The following is a 25,256-nucleotide window of genomic DNA, read 5'->3' as shown; positions in this document are numbered from 1 at the left end:
TAGAGCTCTCCAACAAACCGATGAACTGGTCCGTGGTGATAGGGTGATTCACCTGAAAGCTGATAGCCATACCTCTCCTTGGCAATTAACGCTTGGGTAAGCTGCCGGTGCGGAGCGCAGCGTAGTACCGGTCAGCTTCACCCACTTGTTAGCGCATTCTTCCCTGAGCCCGACGCGCCGCAATAGATATCTGTCGAATCGTAGCTGTAAACGACTCGATTTCCTCACAATCAAGCTCATCAAGATCTTCCTCCAACGCGTCTTCAGATGCCTCAATGTACTTCAGGACAACAGCGTCTGGGTCTAGTTTGATTGATTGGGATTGTGCTCTCAGAGATGCCGGCACCGCATCAAAATTGATGCTTTTCAGATCACATTGCATGTGTGCTACGCGCAACAAGCCGTAGATCCTGGCGTACCCTTCAATCATATTTTTCACATGCTCTTCTGTTTTCCGATTGCTTTCGTCCAAATTGGTCAAATGCTGCAATGATTCCTCTCTGCAGGACGCTTCCGTTGACGTGGCTCCAGAGCAACGCTCCCTCCTGTCCAGCTCTTCGATAAACGCCTCGTTTTCCGAAGCCAACTTACTCATGGACTGATTGATTAGCCGCAGCTCAGAGAATAAACGCTCGTCTAGGTTTTCTGCCGCAGAGAGCGCTACCGGGGAAACTAAGAGAAGAACGCTGATGAGGTAGGTAGGTAGAAATTGCATATGTCCTTTGCTCGCTAACGCCAATGATAAGCGGCGCCCGTCTAGGGCGTCCGGTGGAGGCCGTAGGCCGGAACGAACTTAATTGACTGGTTAAATTCACTCTGACTGATTCCCATAGAGCCTTGCCCCGTAAACGATGTGCACGTAGAAAAGAAGTAGCATAAAAATCAGAAATGCCAAACCAACGATCCCCTGGTGCTCTAGGGATTGTCTATACGTCGGTTTGATAGCTCCAAGGGAAGCCACATAGAAAACAAGTCTCGATACTGTAATGAAGGGCCAAGCCACAATCAGAAAAAGTATCCACAACACTGAAGCAACAACGAAAGCCTGGGCAAGCGACTCCAGCGTGCTGACAAACCCCGAACCAGTGTCTTGCATAGGCTCCCTCGAATTTAACAGCTAATTATACGAACGCGTTCGTATAACACACATTCGTATAACTCCAAAAATCTCGGCCCTAACAAACCCCAGCTTCACCAATAAAATCAGCAAATTACCTGAATCCACCACGGCTACCGCCGGAGTTATACGCCCGCGTTCGAGCCACCCCTGCTCCAGATTGGGGGCGTATAACTCCGCACGCCCCGATATTCCTTTTCAAACTTATCAGAAGGTTAGCAACATTTCCCGGTACCTTCCCGGAGTTTTGCGAACGCGTTCGTATAACTCCGGGCTTAATGTTGTGTCTGGCTGGTTTGGCATGGGGGAATCCTGCAATACTTGGGCTTTACCCTCGCTAAAAGAGACTCCTTTATGCACGCGCCTTTCTGGCTGACTACGGCTTTGCTGTTTCCCGTGTTGCTCTATCAGGGCAAGCACACCCGGCGGGTGACACCACGGCTGCCAGAGGCCACTGGGGATCACGTAGGCCAGTACGGCGAGGGAGAGCCCGTTTTTCGGTTGCTGGTGCTGGGCGAGTCCACTGCGGCGGGCGTGGGGGTTGAAAGCCACGCCCAGGGTCTGGCAAGCCAGTTGGCGTTGCAGTTACATCAACGCACCGGACTCTGTATTGGCTGGTCTACCTTCGGGGTGAATGGTATTCGGCTGGGTGCGCTGCTTGATGCGCTGGGCACCGCCGACTTGCCACCGGCAGATGCGGTATTACTGAGCATGGGGGTAAACGACACTACCGGTTTCACTCCACGGTTCCGGTTTCGCCGGCAACTGATTCAGCTCCGCGAAACCCTGGCAACCCGGTATCAGGCGCCGATTACGTTGCTCAGCGTGCCGCCCATGGACAAATTCTCGGCCTTGCCGGCACCCCTGCGCCAGGTTATGGGATGGCGGGCGCGGCAGTTGGACAGGGTGTATCAGGTGCTTGCGGCAAGGAACCCGGACGATTTCCGGTATCTGGGTTACCCCACGGTGTCAGACCCTGCCCTGCTCGCCCGGGACGGCTACCACCCGAGCGACAAGGGCTACCGCGCTATCGCGCAGGCGTTGGCCGAACAGGACTGGGGGCTGCCGCCCCCGTAACTCATCCCAGGTTCTTGCGCATGAATTTCTGCAGCTCGCCCACAATCCCGCTGCGGAAGGCCAGTACCGTCAACACAAAGATGCCGCCGAGGATCGGGTCTACCCAGTCGCGCAGGGGCCCCTGGGACAGCTGGTATTCAATGTTCACCACAAAGGTGGCGCCCACCACCGGTCCAAGCAGCGTACCCATGCCGCCCACCAGGGTCATCAGGATGACCTCGCCCGACATATGCCAGTGGGCATCATTGAGAGACGCCAACTGGAACACCACAGATTTCATGGAGCCGGCCAGGCCCGCCAGCGCCGCGGAGATCACAAAGGCCAGGACCTTGTAGCGGTCCACGTTGTAACCCAGCGAGACCGCCCGCGGTTCGTTCTGCTTGATGGCTTTCAGGATCTGCCCGTACGGGCTGCTGACAATGCGCTGCACCAGCAGGTAACAGGCGATAAACACCACCAGCACGAAGTAGTACATATTGAGGTTGTCTTCGAGGTTAATCAGACCAAACAGCTCGCCCCGGGGGATGCCGTGCATGCCGTCTTCGCCGCCGGTGAATTCCGACTGCACAAAGAAGAAGAACACCAGCTGTGCCAGCGCCAGGGTCACCATGGCAAAGTAGATGCCTTGCCGGCGGATCGACAATAACGCAAAGGCCAGCCCCAACAAGGTGGCCGTGGCGGTACCGGCAATAATGCCCATCTCGGTGGTCAGGCCGGAGAAATTGCTGAGCAGGTACCCCGTGGTGTAACCCCCGGTAGCCAGGAAGGCGGCATGGCCGAAGGACAGCAAACCGGTAAAGCCGAACAGCAGGTTAAAGGCCACCGCAAACAAGGCAAAACACAGGATCTTCATCAGGAAGACCGGGTACATCACGAAGGGCGCGGCCAGCAGCAACAGCAGCAGCACGCCGTTCACCATCAGTTTCTTGCGGTCCTGGATCTTTTGCTGCTCGACAATGGCTTTGTGGATATCGGCAGGATTAACAGGCTGGTTCATGATTATGCCTCCTTACCGAACAGGCCGGTGGGTCGGATCATCAGCACCAGGACCATCACCAGAAAGATAACGGCCGAAGACGCCGGCGGGTAAAACGTTTTGGTGAGGCCTTCGATCACGCCCATCAGGATGCCCGTGATTATGGCCCCGCCAATGGAGCCCATGCCCCCAATCACCACCACCGCAAAGACCACGATGAGAATGTTGGACCCCATCACCGGAGTTACCGAATAAATGGGGGCCGCCAGCACACCGGCGAAAGCCGCCAGCATGACGCCGAATCCGTAGGTCAGGCTCACCAGCAAGGGGACGTTAATGCCGAAGCCCTGCATGAGCTGTGAGTCTTCTGTGCCCGCCCGGAGGTAGGAGCCCAGTTTGGTTTTCTCGATGATGAACCAGGTGCCAAAACACACCAGCAGGGCCACCACGATCACCCAGGCCCGGTAGTACGGCAGGAACATGAAGCCAAGGTTGATGCCGCCTTTGAACATGTCCGGCATGGAATATCGAAGCCCGGACACGCCGTAGATATTGGTGAGCACGCCCTGGATGATCAGGGCCACCCCGAAGGTGAGCAGCAGGCTGTAGATATGATCCTGGCCGGCAATGCGCCGGAGCAGGAAGTATTCGATGAGCATACCAAAAGCGCCAACCAGTACGGGAGCGACGAAGAGCGCGACCCAGTAATTGACGCCCAGCAGGTCAAACAGAACCACGGTGACCAGGGCACCGAGCATGTACATGGCGCCATGGGCAAAGTTGATGATCTTCAGCAGACCGAAGATAACCGCGAGGCCAAGGCTTAACAGGGCGTAGAAGGCGCCGTTGATAATCCCGATCAGCAGCTGGCCAGACAGCACAGCAAGGGGGACGCCGAAAATCATGGTCATGTTGCTAACTCCACAAGCAGCGCAGACGTTGTTTTTGTTGGGGTGTTCGTCCGGGCGGGTACCCGGCGCCGGTCGCGCTTAGAGACCGGGCACCGGGTAATTCCCCGTTGCTTAGTTCACCAGCTTGCACTTGCTCTCAGAGAGCGGACGGTAGGCTTCATCCGCCGGAATCGTCCGCAGGATCTTGTACAGATCCCATTCATTCTTGGACTCCGCCGGGGTTTTCACTTCCGCCAGGTACATGTCATGCACCATACGGCCGTCTACCCGGATTTTGCCGTTCTTGGCAAACATGTCGTTGATGGGTGTATCCATCATCTGCTTGCGCACGGTCTGGGCATCATCCGAGCCGGTGGCAGCCACCGCATTCAGGTATTGCATGGTGCTGGAGTAAATGCCGGCATGAACCATGGTCGGGCGTACGCCGGTTTCTTTCGTGAAGCGATCAGACCACTCGCGGGTTTCGTCGTTCATGTCCCAGTACCAGCCGGTCGTCAGCTGGATGCCTTGCGCGGTTTCCGCACCGAGGGCGTGGACATCGGTAAGGAACAGCAGCAAAGCCGCCAGCGTCTGGCCTGCCTGCGTTACCCCAAACTCACTGGCGGTGGTAATGGCGTTGGTGGTGTCTGCACCGGCATTCGCCAGGCCGACGACATCCGCTCCCGAGGCCTGGGCCTGGAGGATGAAGGAAGAGAAATCCTGGGTCGGGAACGGATGGCGCACGGTGCCCACGATCTCGCCGCCGTTGGCCTCAACCACGCGGGTAACGTCGGCTTCCAGGGCGTGGCCGAAGGCGTAGTCGGCGGTCAGCAGATACCAGGTCTTGCCGCCTTCCTTCACTACAGCACTGGCCGTACCATTGGCCAGCGGATAGGTGTCGTATACATAGTGAATGTGGTTGGGTGTGCAGTGTTCGTTGGTGATGCTGGAAGCCGCCGAACCGGAAATGATGCCCAGCCGGTCGTTCTCTTCCAGGATCTTGCTCACGGCGATGGACACCGAGGAAGCCACCATACCGGCCACCAGATCCACCTTGTCGTTTTCCACCCAGCGGCGAACGGTACTGGAGGAGGTGTCCGGGCTGTTGCGGTCGTCAGCACTTACCACTTCAATCTTGGCACCATTGACGGTGCCGCCAAAATCCTTGATCGCCATTTCCAGGGCAGTCAGGCCATTGGGGCCGGCCAGGTCTCGATAGGTACCGGACATATCGGCCAGATAGCCAATTTTTACGGTGTTGTCCGAGATTGCCGCCTGGGCACCACTGGCCATCAGAGCTGATGCAACGGCTGAGGTCAGAAGCTTTTTCATCATTGTCATTGTTGTTTCTCCGCTACTGTCTTGCGTTGGTTCGGGTTGTTGTTGCTCTTATTACTCTCGTTCTATCCGGGGTCAGACCCCCAAATAGCCATCCAGCACCGACTGTTTGGCACTCAGTTCGTTGGCGCTGATTTCTTCCACAATCTGGCCGTGCTCCACCACGTAATGTCGGTCGGCCAACGGCGCGGCAAAGTGGAAATTCTGCTCCACCAGAACAATGGTCAGGCCCTTGTTCTTCAGGGCTATCAGGACTTCCCCCAGTTTCTCCACGATCACCGGGGCCAGGCCTTCGGTGATTTCATCCAGCAACAGCATGTTGGCGCCGGTGCGCAGAATGCGGGCCATGGCCAGCATCTGTTGCTCGCCCCCGGAAAGCTTGGTGCCCTGGCTGAAGCGGCGTTCATAGAGGTTGGGGAACATGGTGTAGATTTCTTCCAGGCTCATGCCACCGCTGCGCACCACCGGCGGCAGGGTGAGGTTTTCCTGCACACTGAGGGAGGAAAAAATGCCCCGATGCTCGGGGCAATACCCGACACCCAACCTGGCAATATGATGAGGCGCGCACTGCATGGTTTCTTCGCCGTTGATCATGATGGAGCCCGTGCGCCGGCCCACCATGTTCATGATGGCTTTCAGCGTGGTGCTGCGCCCGGCGCCATTTCGGCCGAGCAGTGTGACCAGTTCGCCCCGCTGAACCACCATGTCGATGCCGTGCAGAATGTGGGATTCGCCATAGAATGCGTGCAGGCCGGAAATGCGCAGCTGCTCGTATTCGCGGTCCGGATTCTTGCTCATTGGGCCGCCTCCACATTTTCGCTGGCGGCGGCCTGTAACCCCCGCTCGCCACTGCCATCACTGCCCATATACACCTCGCGCACACGCGGGTCGGCGGAGACCGTCTGGTAATCGCCTTCCGTCAAGACTGCACCCTGGGCGAGTACGGTGATGCGGTCACACAGTTTGCTGACCACGCTCAGGTTGTGCTCCACCATCAGTACCGTCCGGCCCTGTGCGGCCTTGCGCACCAGTTCCACAACGCGGTCAACGTCTTCCGAGCCCATGCCCTGGGTGGGTTCGTCCAGCAGCAACAACTGGGGTTCCATGGCCAGGGTGGTGGCCAGCTCCAGCGCCCGTTTGCGGCCATACGCCAGCTCTACCGTGGTGGTATTGGCGAACTCGGCCAGGCCAACAGACTCCAACAGCTCCATGCAGCGCTCGTTGAGCTTGTGCAGGGAGTTGCCGGATTTCCAGAAGCTGTAGGAGGAGCCCTCTGCGGTTTGCAGGGCCACGCGAATGTTTTCCAGCGCGGTCATGTGGGGAAACACGGCAGAGATCTGGAAGGAGCGAACAATGCCTTTACGGGCAATGGCGGCGGATTTCAGGGGAGTGATGTCTTCGCCGCGATACAGAATCTGCCCGCGGGTGGGAATCAGGAACTTGGTCAACAGGTTGAATACGGTGGTCTTGCCGGCACCGTTGGGGCCGATCAGGGCGTGGATATCCCCCTGACGGATCTGGAGGTTGACGTCGTTAACGGCAACAAACCCCTTGAATTCCTTGACCAGGTTACGGGTCTCGAGAACGTACTGTTCACTCATGAGCCACTTCACCTTTTGTTATTGTTGTATTTCGCAACTAGCACACAGATTAGATTTACGTGCACGTAAACGTCAAGAACTAATTTTGTTATTTCTCGGGCGGTATGGAATAGGTCATGGTGGAGTGTGCCACCGGGTCTTCCATGCCATCGGAATAGACGAAAACCTCGCCCACGCCCATGGTGCGCCCCACCTTCAACAGGGTCGCCCGTGCCCGTATCGGCGCATGTGCCACGGGCTTGCGAAGGAAGTTGATATTCAGGTTCGTCGTCACCGCCAACGGCACCAGGCCAATCCGGCTGAGCAAGGCTGCGTACATGGTGACATCCGCCAGCGCCATCATCGCTGGCCCGGATACGGTCCCGCCCGGGCGCAGGTGATCATCCTCCACGGCCAGGGTCATTTCCGCCCAGCCGTCACCCAGTGCCTCCAGGGAGCCGTATGCGGCCCCCTGGGGGAACTGAACCTCGAGGAAGTCTTTCAGCTCCTCGAAGGTCACTTTCATGCCGGCACCTCATCCTGGGCCCGGTTGCGCAGCACGAAGCGCTGGATCTTGCCACTGGGCGTTTTCGGCAGTTCATCCACGAATTCGATCTCACGCGGATAGGCGTGAGTGGACAGACGACGGCGAACCAGTTCCTGCAACTCCTCCTTGAGCGCCTGGTCGTCCACCGGCTCCTGGCCAGCTTTGATCACAACATAGGCTTTGATGATCGAGCCGCGCTTTTCATCGGGCTTGGCCACGACACCGGATTCGGCAACAGCGGCGTGTTCCAGCAAGGTACTTTCGACATCGGCCGGCCCCACGCGGTAGCCTGCGGTGGTGATGATGTCATCGTCCCGGCCACTGAAAGAATAGCCGCCATCGCCATGGCAGATCACCATGTCACCGGTCAGGTAGTAGCCGTTCACGAACGGGTCTTTCTCACCCCAGGTGTAACCATCGAAATGGAACAGTGGCGAGGCTTTGATATCCACCGCCAACTGGCCAATCTCGCCGGCCCCCACCTCTTCGTTTTTCTCGTTCAGCGCCACCACCCGATGCCCGGGCGATGAGTACCCCATGGAACCCTGGCGAATGGTGTGCTCCAGGCCATGGAAGTTGCAGCAGGTCATACCGGTTTCTGTCTGGCCATAATGATCCTTGACCGGGCAGAAGTGCCGGCGGGCAATCCAGTTCACCACTTCCGGGTTCAGTGGTTCACCCGCACTGCTGCACACCCGCAACCCCAGATTCTCCCCTTCCGGCAAGACCTGATCGTTGGCCTTCAACAGCCGATACGCCGTGGGCGCCGCCGCCAGGTTGGTGATCTTGTACTTGCGGATCATGTCGTAGGTGGATTCAGGGGTGAACGGGTTGGGGTTGAAATGCGTGGCGTGGCCCATCAACAGCGGGCCCGTAACGGCGTAGTACAGACCATAGGCCCAGCCGGGGTCAGCCACATTCCAGAACACATCGTCGTCGCGCAGTTCAATGGCGTACTTCATGTACACATAGAAGGCCAACAGGGCTTTGGCGGGCACCGCCACGCCTTTCGCTTTGCCGACAGTACCGGAGGTGAACATCTGCAGGAACGGATCGCTGCCGGTGATCATCACCGGCTCACACTGGTCTGACTGCTGGTCCAGTACCTGCTGGAAGTCTGCAACGTCCTCGCCCGTGGCGGCGGCGTTCACGCACAACACCGGCGGGCAGTTGTTGACGTCATTGAGCTTGGGATAGTTGTCAGGATCGGTGACCACCAGTTTGGTGCCGGCTTTTTCCAGGCGGTATTCAATGGCCCCGGAGCCAAACGCGGTAAACAGCGGCTGGTAAACCGCACCCAGGCGCAAGGTGCCAGCAATCACGATCAGGAGTTCCGGGCCCCGCGGCAGCAGGCCGGCTACCCGGTCACCCTTTTTGACACCATGAGACTTCAGGTAGTTGGCAAAGCGGGCCGAGGCTGCTTTCAGCTCTGCGAAGGTAAGCACGCCATCACCACCACCCACTTTCTCGTAAAACAGCGCAACCTTTTGCGGGTCGGAAGCCCATTTATCACAGATTTCGTGGCAGACGTTCAGGCCACTGTCCAGGCGCCCGTCCAGAATTTCCGCTTCCAGTGCGGCCGCATCAAAGTTGTCATACACCTCGTTGTAGTGCGGTAGGCTCATCGTACACTCCATTTGTTGTCGTTGTTGGTTGCACAAGATTTAGTCAGGTTTAGCATAGCCTTCACTTTACGTAAAGGTAAACTTTAGGCTAAAAAGAAAGGGCGACCTGCCATCGCCCTCCCCTGCTTACTCCGGTTTGTACAGCCGCAGAATGCTGGAGAAATCCAGCTCTCCGTTGCCCTGCCCGGCATGCAGCTGGAACAGGTTTCGGGCCAGGGAGCCCATGGGAATCGACGCCTGGTTGGTCACCGCGTTGTCGAACGCCAGGCCCAGATCCTTCGCCATCAGGTTCACCAGGAAACCGCCCTGATAATCGCGGGAGGCTGGCACACCCTCCATCACCCCCGGCCAGGGGTTATAGACATTCAGTGCCCAGTTACCGCCAGAGCTCTGTTTCATGATCTCCGAGAGTACGGCAGGGTCCAGGCCATTTTTGTCACCCAGGGCCAGGGCTTCGCTGGTGCCGGCCATCAGGATCGCCAAAAGCATGTTGTTGCAGATCTTGGCCACCTGCCCGGCACCATGGGGGCCGGCGTGGAAGATATTCTTACCCATGCCTTCCAGAATCGGCTTGGCTTTCTCGAAGGTACTCGCGTCGCCGCCACAGATGAAAGTGAGCGTGCCGGCTTTGGCACCACCCACACCTCCGGATACCGGGGCATCGATAAACGCAAGCTTTCGCTCAGCCGCCTGTTCGGCGACGTTGCGGGCCGTTTCCGGGGCAATCGTGGAAGAATCGATCACCAGCGTGCCGGCTGGCAATGCAGCCAGCAGGCCATCGTCACCCAGGTAGACCGCCTCCACATGCTTGCCGGCCGGCAGCATGGTGATCACGCATTCTGCGCCCTCGGCGGCGGCTTTGCCGGAATCCGCCGTGCGGGCACCTTCGGCCACCAGGGCCTCAACTGCTGGCTTGGACAAATCGAACACGGTAACGTCGTGGCCGGCCTTGAGCAGGTTGGCCGCCATCGGCGCACCCATGTTGCCCAGGCCGATAAAGGTAATCTTGGCCATGTTGCTTCTCCTTGTTGTTGTACGGGTCATCGCTGCGCAAAGGCAGACTACTGGCTGAAAAATCCGTTCACCCAGGCGCTGTCCACTTCACTGAGTGAGGCATAGCGCCAGCGGGGCTGCATATCCTTGTCGATCAGCAATGCCCGTATGCCCTCGGCAAATTCACCTTTCTTCAGGCTGTTGTGGGACATCACCAACTCGTTGTCGAGCACCTCTTTCAGGCTGTGCAGGCGGCTGCGGTGGTAGTGTTGCCACATCAGGGCCAGGGAGGTCGGAGACGCGGCCTTCACCCCCTTCACCGATTTGCCGAGCCAATCTTCCCGAGCCCCCAGCTCGTCCAGTTGCGCCACCACCTGCTCCAGAGAATCGGCATCGGTGGCCTGCTGGATGTCTTCAAAATGCTCACGTACAGGAGACGCGGGTAAGGCTTCACGGCTCTGCTGTTCAAACTGCCGCAGCACTGCGCTCACCACCGCCTGCGCATCCGCTCGTTGCCAATCCGCCGCTTTCAGGGCATCCACAACCTGGTCTTTCAGGCCATGGGAGATAAACCGGTCGGCCATGTTCACGAACAGCGCATCGGCGCCGTTCATGCGGGCACCGGTCAGTCCCAGAAACAGGCCCGTGCGCATGGGCATGCGGTTCAGGAACCAGCCGGCACCGATATCCGGGTACAGGCCGATGCTGACTTCCGGCATGGCGAGCTTCGAGTGCTCGGTCACCACCCGGTGAGAAGCACCCACCATCAGACCAATACCGCCACCCATCACGATGCCGTTGCCCCAGCAAACGATGGGCTTCGGGTAGGTGTGGATCTGGTAATCCAGCTCATATTCCTCGTTAAAGAAGCGCTCGCCCTCCGCCAGCTTGCCCGGCTCGGTCATGGCCCGGTACAGCGAGACGATATCGCCGCCAGCGCAGAAGGCTTTGTCGCCCTCGGCTTCCAGCCAGACAGCCTGAACCTTGGGATCCTCGGCCCAGCGGCTGAGCTGGGGCTTGAGCAGGCTGATCATATCCATCGACAGTGAGTTGAGATTGCGCGGCGTGTTCAGCCGTGCCACGGCAATCAGCTCACCATCAGCGGTTTTCCATTCTTCAAATACGATTGGTTGATCACTCATAGCGAATCCGGGTTATCGGTTTTTCCAGTCGGGCTTACGCTTCTCAAGAAACGCATTCACGCCTTCTTTCTGGTCTTCGGTATGGAACAGCTCCACGAACAATTCACGCTCCATGCGCCAGCCGTCGCTGTGGCTGCGACCGTCGCGGGCGCTCATCACCAACTGCTTGCAGCGGGCGATGGACGAAGGGCTCTGCTTACAGGCACCTTCCGCCAGTTTCAGGGCGGCTTCCAAGCCGTTGCCGGTGGGCACCACTTCTTCCACCAATCCGATTTCCAGGGCCTTGGCGGCGGTTACCCGCTCACCACACAGAATCATGCGTTTGGCCCAACCCTCACCCACCAGCCAGGGCAGATTCTGGGTGCCGCCGGCACAGGGCAGCAGGCCAACGCTGGCCTCCGGCAGAGCCATCTGGGCATGCTCTTCTGCAATCCGGATATCACAGGCCATGGCACATTCCAGGCCACCACCCATGGCATAACCGTTTACGGCGGCAATCGATACGCCACGGAACGCCGTCAGCGCTGCGAACGCTTCACCGAATCGTTGCGCCATGTCGTTGGCGCGAGCCCGGTCGCCGTCGGCGAAGGTTTTCAGGTCAGCACCGGCGGAAAAGAACTTTTCCCCCTGGCCAGTCACCACCAGCGCGAAGATGTTCCGGTCGTCGTTGAGCTCTTCCACGGTCGCCTTCAGCGCGGCGAGGGAATCGGCCGTCCAGGTGTTGGCCGGCGGATTGGCGATGGTCAATACCGCAATGTGGCCGCGTTTTTCCAGTTGAATCAGTTCACTCATCACATATTCCTCTATAGTCCGTGGCCGGTTACTGGATCGCTTCGGCAACGCCGTCGTCCAGCAGCCGGCGGGCAATGATCAGGCGCATGATTTCGTTGGTGCCTTCCAGAATCTGGTGTACCCGCAAATCCCGGAGGTAACGCTCAAGCGGGTATTCCCGGATGTAACCGTAGCCGCCATGCAGTTGCAGGGCTTCGTTGGCCACCTCAAAGCAGGCGTCGGTGGCGAATCGTTTGGCCATGGCACAATGCAGCGTAGCCTCCGGGTCGCCACTGTCGAGTTTGAACGCACCCAAACGTACCATCTGCCGGGCAGCCACCAGGTTGGTAACCATGTCCGCCAGCTTGAACTGCAGCGCCTGGAAGGCCGCCAGCGGCTTACCAAACTGCTGGCGCTCGTGCATATAATTCCGGGCCCGGAGCAAAGCCGCCTGGGCACCACCCAGGGAACAGGTGGCGATATTCAGGCGGCCGCCGTCCAGCCCCTTCATCGCAATGGCAAAGCCATCGCCTTCATTACCCACCCGATTGCTGGCAGGCACGCGAACGTCTTCCAGGGTAACCAGGCGCGTGGGCTGGCTATGCCATCCCATCTTTTCCTCATTCTTGCCGTAGGAGACACCGTCGGCATCCGCTGGTATCACGAAGGTAGAGATGCCCTTCGAGCCGCTGTCGGCGTCTCCGGTGCGCGCCATCAGAACCAGAATATCGGTTGCGCCCGCGCCGGAGATGAACATTTTGCTGCCATTGATCACATAGCTGTCGCCATCCCGAACCGCGCGGGTGCGGAGACTGGCGGCGTCGGAGCCGGCACCGGGTTCCGTCAGGCAGTACGAAGCCAGCCATTCACCACTGGCCAGCCAGGGGACAATTTCCTGGCGAAGATCATCAGAGGCGAAACTCGCCACCATCCAGGTGGCCATGTTGTGGATGGTGATGAAGGCGGCGGTGGACGGGCACGCTGCCGCCAACTCTTCCACAATCACCGAGGTATCCAGGCGAGACAAGCCCATACCACCCAGGGATTCGGGCGTGTACATGCCCATAAAACCCATGGCTCCGGCTTCTTTCATGACATCGACCGGAAAAATATGCTCGGCGTCCCACTGGGCGGCATGGGGCGCCATAGATTTTTCAGCGAAGGCTCGGGCAGCATCCCGAAACGCCTGCTGGTCTTCAGTGAGATTAAAATCCATCGTCAGGCTCCTTGGTTGTTACGGTCGGGGCTTCCACTGAAGAAGCGGAAAAAGGGGCCGGTGGGGGAACCGGCCCAATAACCTCACCGACAACGAGATTAACGAAGCTGGATGGAGAAGTTGGCCTCGGATGAGGTCGCCTCACTGGAGAACCAGCGGGAGGTCACCGTTTTCGTCTCCGTGTAGAAGCGCACCGCCTGTTTGCCGTAAGCGTGCTGATCACCGTAGAACGAGCCCTTCCAGCCGGTGAACGAGAAGAACGGCAGGGGCACCGGAATGGGAATGTTCACACCCACCTGGCCCACATCAATCTCGTGCTGGAACCGACGCGCCGCGCCGCCATGACTGGTAAAGATGGAAGTTCCGTTGCCGTAGGGGCTGGCGTTGATCAGCTCGATGGCATCACCAAGGCTGTCAACATTGACGCAGGACAGCACCGGGCCAAAGATCTCTTCGTTGTAGATATCCATGTCCGGCGTGACTTCACTGAACAGGGTTGGCCCTACCCAGTTACCTTCCGGCAACCCGTCAACGGTGCAGCCACGGCCGTCCAGCAGCAGTTTGGCGCCCTGGGCTTCACCGGTGGCGATCAGCGATTCGATGCGGTCTTTGGCCTTGGCACTGATCACCGGGCCATAGCTGGCACCGGAATCGTTCCAGGCGCCGGGGCGCACTTTCGCCATGGCCTCTTTCAGCTCCGGAATCCACTCCTGGGCAGCGCCCACGAAGACCGCCACCGAGATCGCCATACAGCGTTGGCCTGCGGCACCTACAGAAGCGCCTACCAGGGCGTTGATCACTTGTTGCTTGTCCGCATCCGGCATGATCACCATGTGGTTCTTGGCGCCGGCGAAGCTCTGCACCCGCTTCATGTTGCGGGTACCGGTTTCGTAGATGTACTGCCCGACCGGAACCGAACCGACAAAGGATACGGCCTTGATGGCCGGATCAGTCAGCAGGGTATCAACCTGCTCTTTGGCCCCGTGAACCACCTGCAGTACACCCTTGGGTGCGCCTGCCTGCTCAAACAGCTCGGCCAGGCGGGTTGGTGTAAGCGGGTCCTGCTCGGACGGTTTCAGGATAAAGGTGTTGCCGCAGGCAATGGCCATGGGGAACATCCACAGCGGGATCATGGCCGGGAAGTTGAACGGCGTAATGCCGGCACACACCCCCAGAGGCTGGATCCAGGAATGGGTATCTACCTCGCGGGCCACGTTCTCAACGGTCTCGCCCATCATCAGGGAAGCTACGTTGGCGGCGTGTTCCACCACTTCAATGCCGCGCCAGACATCGCCTTTGGCGTCGTCAAAAGTCTTGCCGGTTTCCTGGGACAGGATCTCGGCGATTTCGTCGTGATGTTCTTTAAGCAGCGCCTGATAACGCAGCATCACCCGTGCTCGCTCAGAAACCGGGGTTTCCTTCCAGCTCTTGAACACTTCACTGGCGTTATCAATCGCCTGACGCATCTCGTCGGCAGTGGCGCAGGGCACCTGGGCAATCACTTCGTTGGTGGCGGGGTTGGTCACGTCGATCCAGTTCTGGGTCTGGCTCTGAACGAATTCCCCTGCAATAAACTGAGGTACTTTTTTCATGATGATGTTCCCTGTTTGTTGTTATCCGGGATGAGCCGGCCTACCGATAACAAGGCAGATCCGACGATGATTTGAAGAAAGACTAGCACGCGGATTTACGCTTGGTGATTGACTAAATTTCGCCCATAATGGATTATTTTTCGATGAATGAGATCGCAGCCAAGAAACCGGCCACTCAAACCTCACAGTGGCCCGTGCCAGCCGACAGTGTTCGCTATGTGGTGCCAGAGCCTATTGTGCGGCTTTTGGCGGCACATCCGCTCACCCGGGAGCTGTATCCACTTGCCTTCGGGCATTATCGGAGAGCGGCCGGGCATCACATGCATAGGGAACACCACCGTGATAATCTTTTGATCTATTGCACGGACGGCAAGGCCTTTCTGAACGTCGCCGGCGTGCCCCACACAGTCGAGGCCGGCGACCTCCTGCTACTGCCGGCCGGCGCCAGCCATCGGTACACCGCCGACCCGGACAACCCCTGGACCATTCACTGGGTTCACTATACCGGCCCCCTGGCCGAAGACTTCGGTCAGTACATGGGCTTTGATGACAGCACCCGCATCCGGCACCTGGGCAGACAGCCCCGGTTACTGGTGGATTTCAACGGCCTGTTGTCGGTACGGCAGACGGGCTTCCGGGCCCGTGGGTTGATCCACGCCAGCAATCGGCTACGACAGTTGCTGGCCGCCGTGCCCATCAACGCCGACGAAACCAGCCAGGCCCGGCAGGCCGAGCTGGACTCCTTGCACAGCTTCATGCGGGAGCATCTGGAGGAACGCCTGACCCTGAATCAGCTGGCCGAGCTTTCCGGCCTGTCGCCGGCTCACTTCGCCACCCGGTATCGGGAACAGACCGGCACCTCGCCAATCCAGCACTTCCTGCATCTCAAAGTGGAACGGGCCTGTGAGTTGCTGGATACCACCAGCCAGAGCTTCGCCGACATCAGCCGGCAACTGGGCTATGACGATGCCTATTACTTCTCACGGCTGTTCAAAAAAGTGATGGGGAAGTCGCCCACGGATTACCGCCACACAGCGCGGCACTGATTCATGCGCCGGCATTGCATCCCATTGATGGTTGGGCTCAAATAGGGTTCTGGCACTTTCCCCGACCAAGGAATGATCGATGACCACGAACCGTCGCCCCATGCTGGCACTGGCTGCCTCGCTGGCTTTGCTGTCTGGCTGCAGCAGTTTCGGGCCCGTCACCAGCGGAACAGACAATCCCTGCGCTACGTTACAAGCCATCGTCAAAGATTACTCAACCGGTTTTGAGAGGTACCGGGGTAGTGGTTCCAGTTACAGCATGGTCACCCTCTACCGGGCAAAAGAGCAATTGATTAAGGGCCATTGCGAGATCTGGGAATGGGGCAACGGCGATGCCGCATACACCTGCACGGTGGGCGCACCCAACCAGCCTGTTGCAGAGGCCCGGTTTAACGAAGCCTCCAATCTTTTAGCCCAGTGCCTTGGCCCCGACTGGACGCGAGAAACAAAACCCCGGGAGCGCGACGGCAAGCCAGCCGGTGAAGCCGTTGCTCTTCAAACGAATGACCCGACAGCGCCATCGGTATCGTTACATCGGGTAGAGGATGGCAGCCGTCAGTCGCTCTATCTGTTTGTAGGGCCATCAAGCCGTTCACCTTCCGACAAGTAATAGTCCGGGGTAAGCACAAGCACCGACCGTCGCCCCGAAAAAATTTGTAGCGCATACCGTATTCTCGTGATAAATATCGCGCGAATACGGTCGGATTCCCCACCACCGTTTCCAGGATAAGCCTCAAAGGAGTCAATAGGCGGCACCCCGGTGTTTTCAAAAACACCTGCCACCTCCGGCCACCCTCAGCAGACCTGCACAACACCGCGTGCGTCCTGCACGCTTTGTATCCATCCCTTTTCAGTGAGGGACACCATCCAATGTTGAAGTTGTGTAAGCCACAGGCGCTTGCCGCCGCTGTTGCTATGTCTCTGGGTGCCTCTTCGGTTTTTGCAGCCGGAGAAGTGCGTGTCTACAACTGGTCTGACTACATCGCCGAGGACACCCTGGCGAAGTTCACCGCGGAAACCGGCATCAAAGTTGTTTACGACGTTTACGACAGCAACGAAGTGCTGGAAGCCGCCCTGTTGTCTGGCCGTTCGGGCTACGACCTGGTTGTGCCGTCCAACCACTACGTGGCCAAGCAGATTTCTGCCAAAGCCTTTGTCGCGCTGGACCATGGCCAACTGCCGAACATGACCAACCTGAACCAGGACCTGATGACCCAGCTGGAAAAGGTCGACCCGGGCAGCCAGTTCTCCCTGCCGTACCTGTGGGGCACCAACGGTTATGGCTACAACGAAGGCCGCATTCAGGAGATTCTGGGTGACACCGCACCGACCGACTCCTGGGCTCTGGTGTTTGACCCGGAAGTGACCGGCAAGCTGGCCGCCGGCGGCTGTGGCATTGCCATGCTGGATTCCGGTGAAGAAATGGTGCGTGCCGCCATGGCCTACATCGGCCTGGACCCGAACAGCAACAACGCCGACGACATCAAAAAAGGCGGTGAAGTGATCAAGGCTGTGCGCCCGAACATCACCTATTTCCACTCTTCCCGTTACATTGGCGATCTGGCTAACGGCGACCTGTGCGTAGCCGCCGGCTACTCCGGCGACATCCTGCAGGCCGCTGCCCGCGCGGAAGAAGCCGAGAACGGCAACGTCATCCGCTACACCATTCCCAAAGAGGGCGCGGTGCTGTGGTTTGACATGATGACCATTCCGGCCGGCGCGCCGAATGTGGAGAACGCCCACAAGCTGATGAACTTCCTGATGCGCCCGGACATCATCGCCGATGTCACCAACTACGTGTGGTACGCCAACCCGAACAAGGCGGCCGATGAGTTTGTGGAGGCAGAAATCCGTAACGACACCAGCATCTATCCCACCGATGAGGTGATGAAGAAGCTGTACATCATGGAAGGTCGGCCTCAGGACGCCCAGCGTCTGATGACCCGCACCTGGACCAGCGTGAAATCCGGTCGCTGACGGTGGCCGTGACCAACAATACCTCCGCGCAAGCGGAGGTACTTCTCAGCATCAAGGGCATCTCCAAGAGCTTTGACAGCACCCTGGCGGTAGACGACGTCAGCCTGGACATCCACAAGGGCGAGATCTTTGCTCTTCTGGGTGGCTCCGGCTCTGGCAAATCCACCCTCCTGCGCATGCTCGCGGGCTTCGAGACCCCGGATTCCGGCCGCATTGTGCTGGATGGTCAGGACATCACGGCCCTGCCCCCGTACCTGCGACCCACCAACATGATGTTCCAGTCCTATGCCCTGTTCCCGCACATGACCGTGGAGCAGAACATTGCTATGGGTCTGAAACAGGACAAGCTGCCGAAGAACGAAATCACCGACCGAGTGGCCGCCATGCTCAAGCTGGTGAAAATGGAGCCCTACGCCAAACGCAAGCCGCAACAGCTTTCCGGCGGCCAGCAACAGCGTGTGGCCCTGGCCCGCTCGTTGGCGAAACGGCCCAAACTGCTACTGCTGGACGAGCCCATGGGCGCGCTCGACAAAAAACTGCGCACCGAAATGCAGCTGGAACTGGTGGATATTCTGGAGAAGGTGGGCGTGACCTGCCTGATGGTCACCCACGACCAGGAAGAAGCCATGACCATGGCCAGCCGGATAGCCATTATGTCCCACGGCCGGATCGCTCAGGTGGGTTCGCCCATTGATATCTACGAAAGCCCGAACAGCCGCATGACGGCTGAGTTTATCGGCTCGGTGAATATCTTCGAGGCGAACATCCTGGAAGACAATTCCGACAGCCTGTCTTTGGCCAGCGAGCTGCTGGACGCACCGGTGTTTATTGACCGGGGTGTAACCACGCCGGCGGAAACCACGGAAACCCTGATCGCCCTGCGCCCGGAGAAGATCTACCTGACGACCGAGAAGCCCGAAGGCGATAGCAACTGGAGCTGCGGCACGGTGGACAACATTGCTTACCTGGGTGACATCACGTCTTACTACGTGAAGCTCGCCAGCGGCAAACGGGTGCAGGCCACCATGGCCAATGTGGAACGCCGTGGTGAGCGGCCCACCTGGGGCGACCGGGTCTATGTATCCTGGGAAGCCTCCAGCCCTATCCTGCTCTGGAACTGACGCCATGACCAAGAAGCTTCTGGCAACCCCTCTGGCGGAGCGGGTGCGGGCGGTGGTATTTCACCGACGGGTCGTCTTCGGTGTGCCTTTCGCCTGGTTACTGCTGTTCTTCCTGCTGCCGTTTGCGCTGGTGCTGAAGATCAGCCTGACTTCGGCGGTAATGGCCATTCCGCCCTACGAGCCGGTGTTCCGATGGGTGGAGAATACCCTGTCGGTGGTGGTGAACTTTGGCAATTACCTGTTCCTGGCTTCCGACAGCCTCTACATTGCCGCCTATTGGGGCTCGGTGAAAACCGCGTTTCTGGCCACCTTGTTCTGCCTGCTGATCGGCTACCCCATGGCCTATGCCATGGCCCGCGCGCCGAAGCACTGGCAACTGGTGTTCCTGCTGATGGTGATGCTGCCGTCCTGGACCTCTTTCCTGATTCGGGTTTATGCCTGGATGGGCATACTCGGTAACCAGGGCCTGCTCAACAGCTTCCTGCTGTGGCTGGGCGTCATCGAATCGCCGCTGAAAATGCTGAACACCAACTTCGCGGTGATTCTGGGGATCGTCTATGCCTACCTGCCGTTCATGATCCTGCCCATCTACACCAATCTGGTGAAGCTGGACATACGCCTGCTGGAAGCGGCGTCGGATCTGGGCTGCCGCAGCCTGACCACCTTCTGGTCCGTTACCCTGCCGTTGTCCAGGGCCGGAATCCTGGCCGGCTCCATGCTGGTGTTCATTCCAGCCGTGGGCGAATTCGTGATTCCGGAACTGCTGGGTGGTCCGGATACCCTGATGATCGGAAAGGTGCTCTGGGAAGAGTTCTTCAACAACCGAGACTGGCCGGTGGCCTCTGCGCTGGCAATCGTGATGCTGGCGCTGCTGCTGGTACCCATTGTGTTGTTCCACCGCTTCCAGGCCCGGGAGATGGAAAAGAATGGTTAGGTTAAAAGCCCCCGGTTTCTCGAAGACCATGCTGATGCTGGGCATGCTGTTCCTGTATCTGCCCATGGTGGTGCTGATCGTATACTCGTTCAACGCCTCACGGTTGGTATCGGTATGGGCCGGGTTCTCCACCAAATGGTACGGCGCCCTGCTCGCCAACGAACAGATCCTGTCGGCGGTGTGGATGAGCCTGCGCATTGCCTTCTATTCCGCCAGCATGGCGGTGTGTTTGGGCACCCTGTGCGCGTTCGTGATCACCCGGTTCAAGAAGATGCGCGGGCGCACGTTGCTGTCCAGCATGATCACCGCCCCTCTGGTAATGCCAGAGGTGATCACCGGCCTGTCATTGTTGCTGCTGTTTGTGCAAATGGCCCAACTGATCGGCTGGCCGATGGATCGTGGCATGGCCACCATCTGGATTGCCCATACCACCTTCTGCAGCGCCTACGTGGCTGTGGTGGTGAGTGCGCGCCTGAGAGAAGTGGATCGTTCCATTGAGGAAGCCGCCATGGATCTGGGCTGCACGCCGCTGAAGACGTTCTTTGTGATTACCCTGCCGGTGATTGCGCCGGCGCTGGTTTCGGGGTGGTTGCTGGCGTTTACCCTGTCGCTGGATGATCTGGTGATTGCCAGTTTCGTCTCCGGCCCCGGCGCCACCACGCTACCGATGGTGGTGTTCTCGTCGGTACGGATGGGGGTATCGCCGGAGATCAACGCACTGGCCACGCTGATTATTGCGGCGGTGTCTGTGATTGCATTTATCGCCTGGCTCTGGATGCGGCGAGCAGAGAAACGAAGACTCAGACCACGCTAGATTTGTGGCGACTCGATAGTATGTGATGCAATCCATCACACTCCACCATCGGGTCGTCACAGTTGACTACAATGTCGGAACGGGCAATCACATAACCCCTGCCAGTGATACTGTTCTTGACCACCTGATACTCGCCCTCGGTTTCTACCGTGGTGAATTCACCGATGAACCCGGTATCGCGAAGGGAAACGGTTTCCAGTTTATCGCCCGGCTGGATTCGGCCTTCGTAGTTCATCAACGCAAGCCTGGCCGAGGTGCCGGTGCCAGTGGTGCTGCGACAGATCACGCCGGGGTGGACGTAGGTGGCCGATCGTGAGCGGTAATAACCATCGGCCACTTTTTCTTCCGGCCCCATAAAGTGCAGAAATGGCAGGGGCCCGACATCACCCAGGGTGTAGTGGGAGAATCCACGGGCAGCCTGAATGGCCTCGACAATGGCATGCGCGGTGCGGGCCAACTCCCGTTCCTCATCAAGGGTCAGGTCAAAGCCCAGTGATTTTGCATCCACCAGGGCATAGAACCCGCCACTATAGGCCACACTGTAGCCAACCTCGCCAATGCCCGGCACGTTAATACTGGCATTATAGGTGTGGATGTAGCTCGGCAAGCCCTCGCAGGTGACCGCTTCTACCACGCCGTCATGAACAATAGCCTCAATGTTCACGAGACCCGCCGGCGATTCCAGCATGAAATGTTGTTTGCCCTCCTGCTTTGGCACTATGCCCGCCTCGAGGACCGCCGTCGCCGTACATATGGTGTTGGAACCCGAATAGATGGGATATCCCATCACCTCCATAATAATGTATCCAGCCGCCGCCCTGGGATCGGTGGCGGGGACCAGCAAATCCACGGACATTTCGGGAATACCATAGGGCTCCTCCAGCAGGAGTTTGCGCAAGCCGTCAGCATCGTCCCGAAGGTACTCCATCTGCGCCCGCACGGTGTCCCCGGGCAACAAGTCTATGCCACCGGTAACGATGCGGCTGACATCACCCCCGGCGTGGGTGTCCATCAACTGAATGGTCAGTTCCGGTTTCATCAGTCCGCCTCCACCTCGTAGGGTTGCCCGTGCTCCTGCCACTGGGCATCGGGCACAATCACGATTTTTCCCAGGTAATTGCTGCCACGGTTCATGAAGTACTCCTCCGCGCGGTGCAACTCAGACAGTCGGAAAGCACCGTGCAACACAGGCTTCAAATCACCACTCCGGATCCATCTCATCAGCTGCTCTGCCTCTTCCCGGGTACCATGGGACACACCGAAAATCTGCACCTGGTACAGATAGATGCGGGTCCAGAGAATTTCGCTGATGTTGCCGCCACTGGCCCCGGCAATACTCAGCCTCGGATAGGTGCTCCGGGCATTCATGTCAAAAATCATGGCGTCGATGAAACGGTCCGTCATGTCGCCGCCCACCAGATCCATGACCGCGTCCAGAGGCTTGCCTCCGGTTTCCGCCTTCACTCGATCGACAAAGCTATCCATGTCGGTTCTGTCGAGAACGGCCTCGGCGCCAAGCTTCAGCAATGGATCAGCCTTGTCCTTCTGACTCAGAGCGTAGGGAATGGCACCGATAATCCGGCAGAGCTGAATCAGTGCCGTACCCACGCCACCGCTGGCACCGGTAACCAGCACGCGTTCACCAGCCTGAATATTGGCGGAGGTGAGCATGTGGTAGGCGGTCTGATAAGAACACATACCCATGGAAGCGAGCTCGGCGTCGGCCAGGTCCGGATTGGGAATGTGATGGAACTGATCGGACGGTAAAGCGACGTACTCGGCGTATCCGCCATCTGCGCCATGCCCGTAATAATCCGGCGTGAGATTGATGTCTGTGCGGTTGTCCGCATAGATGTTGAAGTCCAACAAGCCGCGTTCGCCGATACGCTGTTCACTGACACCCGCGCCCACAGCAACAATACGACCGACAATATCGGCCCCCTGAATGCGCGGGAAGGTGAGCGTAGGTTTGCCGCCCATCTGGAACGACGTCATTTCCCCTTTTTTAGTGGGGTATAGCCCCTCACGGGCTTTGCGGTCTGTGTTGTTCTTGGCGGTGGCAGTTACCTGAACCAGCACCTCGCCTTCCCTCGGCTGAGGTACCGGTACATCCTGATACATGAGCTGATCAATTCCGCCATGGCCTTTCAGAACCATCGCCTTCATTGAGGATGGGATCATCGGCAACAGACCCTCCTGTTCTGGTGAATAAACTACTCAGACAGAATAGGAAAGATCACCGGGTGTGTCAGGGCCTGTTACGGATATCCATTAGACTCAAACGGTTTACCGAGCGATTACCCGATAAACCGGCCTTAACCGCGGAATCTGCTTGAGGACCACCTGGATAACCGTCATCAAGGGCACAGCAAGGAGAACCCCCACTGGCCCCCACAACCAGCCCCAGAAGAAGATCGAAACAAAGATGATCACGGGGTTGATCGCCATCCGGAAACCATGAATCCAGGGCTCAAGGAAAAATCCGACAATCGTGGTGAGCACAATGAAGCTGATCGGAGCAAGCACCATCATCCAGAGCACGTCCAGGGAAATGGCGGAGACTATGGCCAACAGGGTGATGGTAAGCATGTTACCAAGGTACGGAATAAACCGCGCAAGGCCTGCAATCAGGCCCCAGACGGCCGGGTCTGGCAGGCCGATGGCCCAACAGATCAGGCCGGTCAACACGCCAACAGACGTGTTGGACAACCCCAGCACCGCCAGATACTGCGCAATCTGATGCTGGGAATCGTGGGTGATCCTCAGCACTGTCTTGCGCTGGGACCGGGGCAACTGCTTGACGAAGTTGCGAATCAACCGGTCGCCACTGACCAAAAGGAAATAGGTTAATGCCAGTGCCAGCGCCAGCCCGGCAATGCCGTTCCGAGCCTTGGACATCAACTGACTGCGCCAGGAGTCGGTTTGCAGAACCACCGTGGTGGGTTTGGTGCCCTGATCTTTGGAAAGCTCCTCAACCGATTTTTCGACCTGCTCGGCAGACTGACTGACCTTGTCGATCTGGCGCATGATCTCACTTTCCCCCACCAACAGGCGAGACAGCCCCTCCGGTGCTTTCTGGGCCCACTCCAGAGCTGGCGTGGCGACCGCGGCACCCAGCCCCAGAATTCCGGCGAGGACCGCCAGCACCAGAACCAATGCGGATACCACACGCGGTATGCGCCAGCGCAAGTAAGCCTTTTTGACCAGAGGCGCCAGTAACAGGCTGGTCAGTACCGCCAGGATGATCGGGAGAACAATCTGATGAGCAATATACAGGGTGTAAAGAATGCCAAGGATGAACAACCCGTAGATTGGCGTGGAGAGATCCGCGAACGATCGCGAACCTGTGCCATTCGTTTGCGGGGATTCTGTCTTCTGGTCATCCATGGGCCGTTATACCTTGTCGGAGTGCCGCTCAGGGCACAGGAGTTTCGCCAGCGCAACAATCTGGCGATGATCAACACAGTGTAGCGTTTACAGGAAGCACCCGCATTATCAAACAATTACCAAGTGCATTTGAGGAAACTGAACCATCCACGCACAGCACACCGTATACCTCCAGAATAACTAGCTGACAGCGGAGAACCCATGGCACCGCGCTACGATACCCTTTTCTACGATGGCTCCTGCCCCCTGTGCGCGCGTGAGATACGCACCCTGCGAAGACTGCAGACCGGCAACCTGATCTTTGCGGATATTCACGAACAAAACCCGTGCAACCAGCAACTCCCTTCCCGGGAGCAACTGCTTCGTCGATTGCATCTGATGAGCTGGGGCGGGGAGTGGGTAACGGGATTGCACGCCAATGTGCGAGCCTGGTCCCACACCCGTTTTGGCTGGTTGTTCAAGCCACTGCTATGGCCGGTGATTCACCCGATTGCCAGGCGGATTTATGAAACCTGGGCCGACAAACGGTATGAGCGTAAATACATTTGTGCGATGGGCCACGAAAACTCGTGCCCACCGGGAACCTGAGGCAAAAGACTGCTAGCTGGCCAGCTTGGGCAGGAATGAGGTATCCACCCAATAGCGCTTGAGATTGGCCTCATCGACCAGCACGGGCACTGTTTCCTGTTGAATATGATTGCTCGGATCGAACCACAGGTTATCGCTTCGGAATACGTGAAGCTCACCGGTTTGCGGGTGCTGCCACTGGCAGACAATGCGGAACGGGTTACGACCGTTCACGGTCAGACTGGTGTTTTGCTCAACCGACGAAAATGTTGCGAGCACCTCGGTGCCGTGATCTTTCAGGTAAGCCTGTGAGCGGCTCTTCTTCCAACCAAACAACAGCATCCCGCCGCCAATGGCGCCAAACACGAGCCCCATACCTCCAAGAATCATGGGCAGCCCCCACAGGGAGAAGAAACTGTTGATTCTGGCGCTCTCCGGGGCCGAAGGCTCATAATGCGTATTCCAGACCAAGGTTGCCACTGATTCCAGACGAAGCCTGCCACCCATTCCACGCGAAAGCTGCCACTGATTCCACGGCAAAGCTGC

The 25,256-nt window shown here is 58.3% G+C and carries 25 protein-coding genes; 8 read left to right on the top strand and 17 right to left on the bottom strand.

Annotated features, from left to right (window positions below):
* Nucleotides 1-148 precede the first annotated feature (148 nt).
* On the bottom strand, nt 149-715 hold the full coding sequence (locus tag ACSSVV_RS20260; protein WP_222197984.1) for a hypothetical protein: 567 nt from the start codon (nt 713-715) through the stop codon (nt 149-151).
* A 756-nt stretch (nt 716-1,471) separates the two neighbouring features.
* Between ACSSVV_RS20260 and ACSSVV_RS20255 the strand changes: the two genes are divergently transcribed.
* Entirely contained in the window at nt 1,472-2,194 is a 723-nt protein-coding gene (locus tag ACSSVV_RS20255; protein WP_454106916.1) for an SGNH/GDSL hydrolase family protein, read from the top strand.
* A 1-nt stretch (nt 2,195) separates the two neighbouring features.
* On the opposite strand, the gene ACSSVV_RS20250 is transcribed toward ACSSVV_RS20255, so the two are convergent.
* The 12 genes from ACSSVV_RS20250 to ACSSVV_RS20195 form a co-directional block, all read right to left on the bottom strand.
* Complete coding sequence (locus ACSSVV_RS20250) at nt 2,196-3,191, bottom strand: branched-chain amino acid ABC transporter permease (RefSeq protein WP_454106915.1); 996 nt, start codon at nt 3,189-3,191, stop codon at nt 2,196-2,198.
* 2 nt (nt 3,192-3,193) lie between these two features.
* A complete protein-coding gene (locus ACSSVV_RS20245) occupies nt 3,194-4,081 on the bottom strand; it encodes a branched-chain amino acid ABC transporter permease (RefSeq protein WP_014420873.1) in 888 nt (295 codons plus the stop codon).
* A gap of 111 nt (nt 4,082-4,192) precedes the next feature.
* The gene (locus ACSSVV_RS20240) at nt 4,193-5,401 is read right to left on the bottom strand and encodes an ABC transporter substrate-binding protein (protein WP_454106914.1); all 1,209 of its coding nucleotides are present in this window, start codon (nt 5,399-5,401) and stop codon (nt 4,193-4,195) included.
* Nucleotides 5,402-5,473: 72 nt separating this feature from the next.
* Nucleotides 5,474-6,196, bottom strand: a complete 723-nt coding sequence (locus ACSSVV_RS20235; RefSeq protein WP_014420871.1) for an ABC transporter ATP-binding protein — start codon at nt 6,194-6,196, stop codon at nt 5,474-5,476.
* Entirely contained in the window at nt 6,193-6,999 is an 807-nt protein-coding gene (locus ACSSVV_RS20230) for an ABC transporter ATP-binding protein (protein ID WP_023009368.1), read from the bottom strand. The genes ACSSVV_RS20235 and ACSSVV_RS20230 overlap by 4 nt, the downstream gene beginning before the upstream one ends.
* 88 nt (nt 7,000-7,087) lie before the next feature.
* Nucleotides 7,088-7,504: a PaaI family thioesterase gene (locus ACSSVV_RS20225; RefSeq protein WP_014420869.1), complete on the bottom strand. Its 417-nt coding sequence runs from the start codon at nt 7,502-7,504 to the stop codon at nt 7,088-7,090.
* Nucleotides 7,501-9,150, bottom strand: a complete 1,650-nt coding sequence (locus tag ACSSVV_RS20220; RefSeq protein WP_113878807.1) for an AMP-binding protein — start codon at nt 9,148-9,150, stop codon at nt 7,501-7,503. The genes ACSSVV_RS20225 and ACSSVV_RS20220 overlap by 4 nt, the downstream gene beginning before the upstream one ends.
* A gap of 126 nt (nt 9,151-9,276) precedes the next feature.
* The gene (gene mmsB, locus ACSSVV_RS20215) at nt 9,277-10,164 is read right to left on the bottom strand and encodes a 3-hydroxyisobutyrate dehydrogenase (protein ID WP_454106913.1); all 888 of its coding nucleotides are present in this window, start codon (nt 10,162-10,164) and stop codon (nt 9,277-9,279) included.
* 47 nt (nt 10,165-10,211) lie between these two features.
* Nucleotides 10,212-11,285 carry an enoyl-CoA hydratase/isomerase family protein gene (locus ACSSVV_RS20210; protein ID WP_454106912.1) on the bottom strand — a complete coding sequence of 358 codons (1,074 nt, stop codon included), beginning with the start codon at nt 11,283-11,285 and terminating at the stop codon, nt 10,212-10,214.
* 12 nt (nt 11,286-11,297) lie between these two features.
* Entirely contained in the window at nt 11,298-12,077 is a 780-nt protein-coding gene (locus ACSSVV_RS20205; protein WP_153741622.1) for an enoyl-CoA hydratase, read from the bottom strand.
* A 28-nt stretch (nt 12,078-12,105) separates the two neighbouring features.
* Nucleotides 12,106-13,272, bottom strand: coding sequence for an acyl-CoA dehydrogenase family protein (locus tag ACSSVV_RS20200; RefSeq protein WP_454106911.1), 1,167 nt, complete (start codon nt 13,270-13,272; stop codon nt 12,106-12,108).
* 98 nt (nt 13,273-13,370) lie between these two features.
* Nucleotides 13,371-14,864: a CoA-acylating methylmalonate-semialdehyde dehydrogenase gene (locus tag ACSSVV_RS20195; RefSeq protein ID WP_014420862.1), complete on the bottom strand. Its 1,494-nt coding sequence runs from the start codon at nt 14,862-14,864 to the stop codon at nt 13,371-13,373.
* Between the two features lie 143 nt (nt 14,865-15,007).
* Here ACSSVV_RS20195 and ACSSVV_RS20190 point away from each other — a divergent pair, with 143 nt between their 5' ends.
* The 6 genes from ACSSVV_RS20190 to ACSSVV_RS20165 all read left to right on the top strand — a co-directional run bounded on the left by ACSSVV_RS20190 (nt 15,008) and on the right by ACSSVV_RS20165 (nt 20,756).
* A complete protein-coding gene (locus ACSSVV_RS20190) occupies nt 15,008-15,910 on the top strand; it encodes an AraC family transcriptional regulator (RefSeq protein ID WP_014420861.1) in 903 nt (300 codons plus the stop codon).
* Between the two features lie 79 nt (nt 15,911-15,989).
* Nucleotides 15,990-16,520, top strand: a complete 531-nt coding sequence (locus ACSSVV_RS20185) for a hypothetical protein (protein WP_454106910.1) — start codon at nt 15,990-15,992, stop codon at nt 16,518-16,520.
* A gap of 260 nt (nt 16,521-16,780) precedes the next feature.
* Nucleotides 16,781-17,887: a polyamine ABC transporter substrate-binding protein gene (locus ACSSVV_RS20180; protein ID WP_031211872.1), complete on the top strand. Its 1,107-nt coding sequence runs from the start codon at nt 16,781-16,783 to the stop codon at nt 17,885-17,887.
* Between the two features lie 8 nt (nt 17,888-17,895).
* Nucleotides 17,896-19,008, top strand: a complete 1,113-nt coding sequence (gene potA / locus ACSSVV_RS20175; RefSeq protein ID WP_227499613.1) for a polyamine ABC transporter ATP-binding protein — start codon at nt 17,896-17,898, stop codon at nt 19,006-19,008.
* A 4-nt stretch (nt 19,009-19,012) separates the two neighbouring features.
* Nucleotides 19,013-19,942: an ABC transporter permease subunit gene (locus ACSSVV_RS20170; protein ID WP_023012157.1), complete on the top strand. Its 930-nt coding sequence runs from the start codon at nt 19,013-19,015 to the stop codon at nt 19,940-19,942.
* The gene (locus ACSSVV_RS20165) at nt 19,935-20,756 is read left to right on the top strand and encodes an ABC transporter permease subunit (protein WP_023012156.1); all 822 of its coding nucleotides are present in this window, start codon (nt 19,935-19,937) and stop codon (nt 20,754-20,756) included. Before ACSSVV_RS20170 ends, ACSSVV_RS20165 begins: the two co-directional genes overlap by 8 nt.
* On the opposite strand, the gene ACSSVV_RS20160 is transcribed toward ACSSVV_RS20165, so the two are convergent.
* The 3 genes from ACSSVV_RS20160 to ACSSVV_RS20150 form a co-directional block, all read right to left on the bottom strand.
* The gene (locus ACSSVV_RS20160) at nt 20,743-21,795 is read right to left on the bottom strand and encodes a proline racemase family protein (RefSeq protein WP_023012155.1); all 1,053 of its coding nucleotides are present in this window, start codon (nt 21,793-21,795) and stop codon (nt 20,743-20,745) included. The genes ACSSVV_RS20165 and ACSSVV_RS20160 overlap by 14 nt on opposite strands.
* Nucleotides 21,795-22,937 carry a zinc-binding dehydrogenase gene (locus tag ACSSVV_RS20155; RefSeq protein ID WP_031211869.1) on the bottom strand — a complete coding sequence of 381 codons (1,143 nt, stop codon included), beginning with the start codon at nt 22,935-22,937 and terminating at the stop codon, nt 21,795-21,797. Before ACSSVV_RS20155 ends, ACSSVV_RS20160 begins: the two co-directional genes overlap by 1 nt.
* Before the next feature lie 105 nt (nt 22,938-23,042).
* Nucleotides 23,043-24,143: an AI-2E family transporter gene (locus tag ACSSVV_RS20150; RefSeq protein ID WP_011785614.1), complete on the bottom strand. Its 1,101-nt coding sequence runs from the start codon at nt 24,141-24,143 to the stop codon at nt 23,043-23,045.
* Between the two features lie 201 nt (nt 24,144-24,344).
* Here ACSSVV_RS20150 and ACSSVV_RS20145 point away from each other — a divergent pair, with 201 nt between their 5' ends.
* Entirely contained in the window at nt 24,345-24,731 is a 387-nt protein-coding gene (locus tag ACSSVV_RS20145) for a thiol-disulfide oxidoreductase DCC family protein (RefSeq protein ID WP_023012153.1), read from the top strand.
* Between the two features lie 12 nt (nt 24,732-24,743).
* Here ACSSVV_RS20145 and ACSSVV_RS20140 read toward each other — a convergent pair.
* The coding region (locus ACSSVV_RS20140) for a hypothetical protein (RefSeq protein ID WP_454106909.1) at nt 24,744-25,256 on the bottom strand (513 nt) is incomplete at its 5' end.

It is taken from the genome of Marinobacter sp. MBR-105 (genome assembly GCF_053628895.1).
Note: the sequence above shows the minus strand (reverse complement) of the source record. Positions and strands in the feature narration are given on the sequence as shown.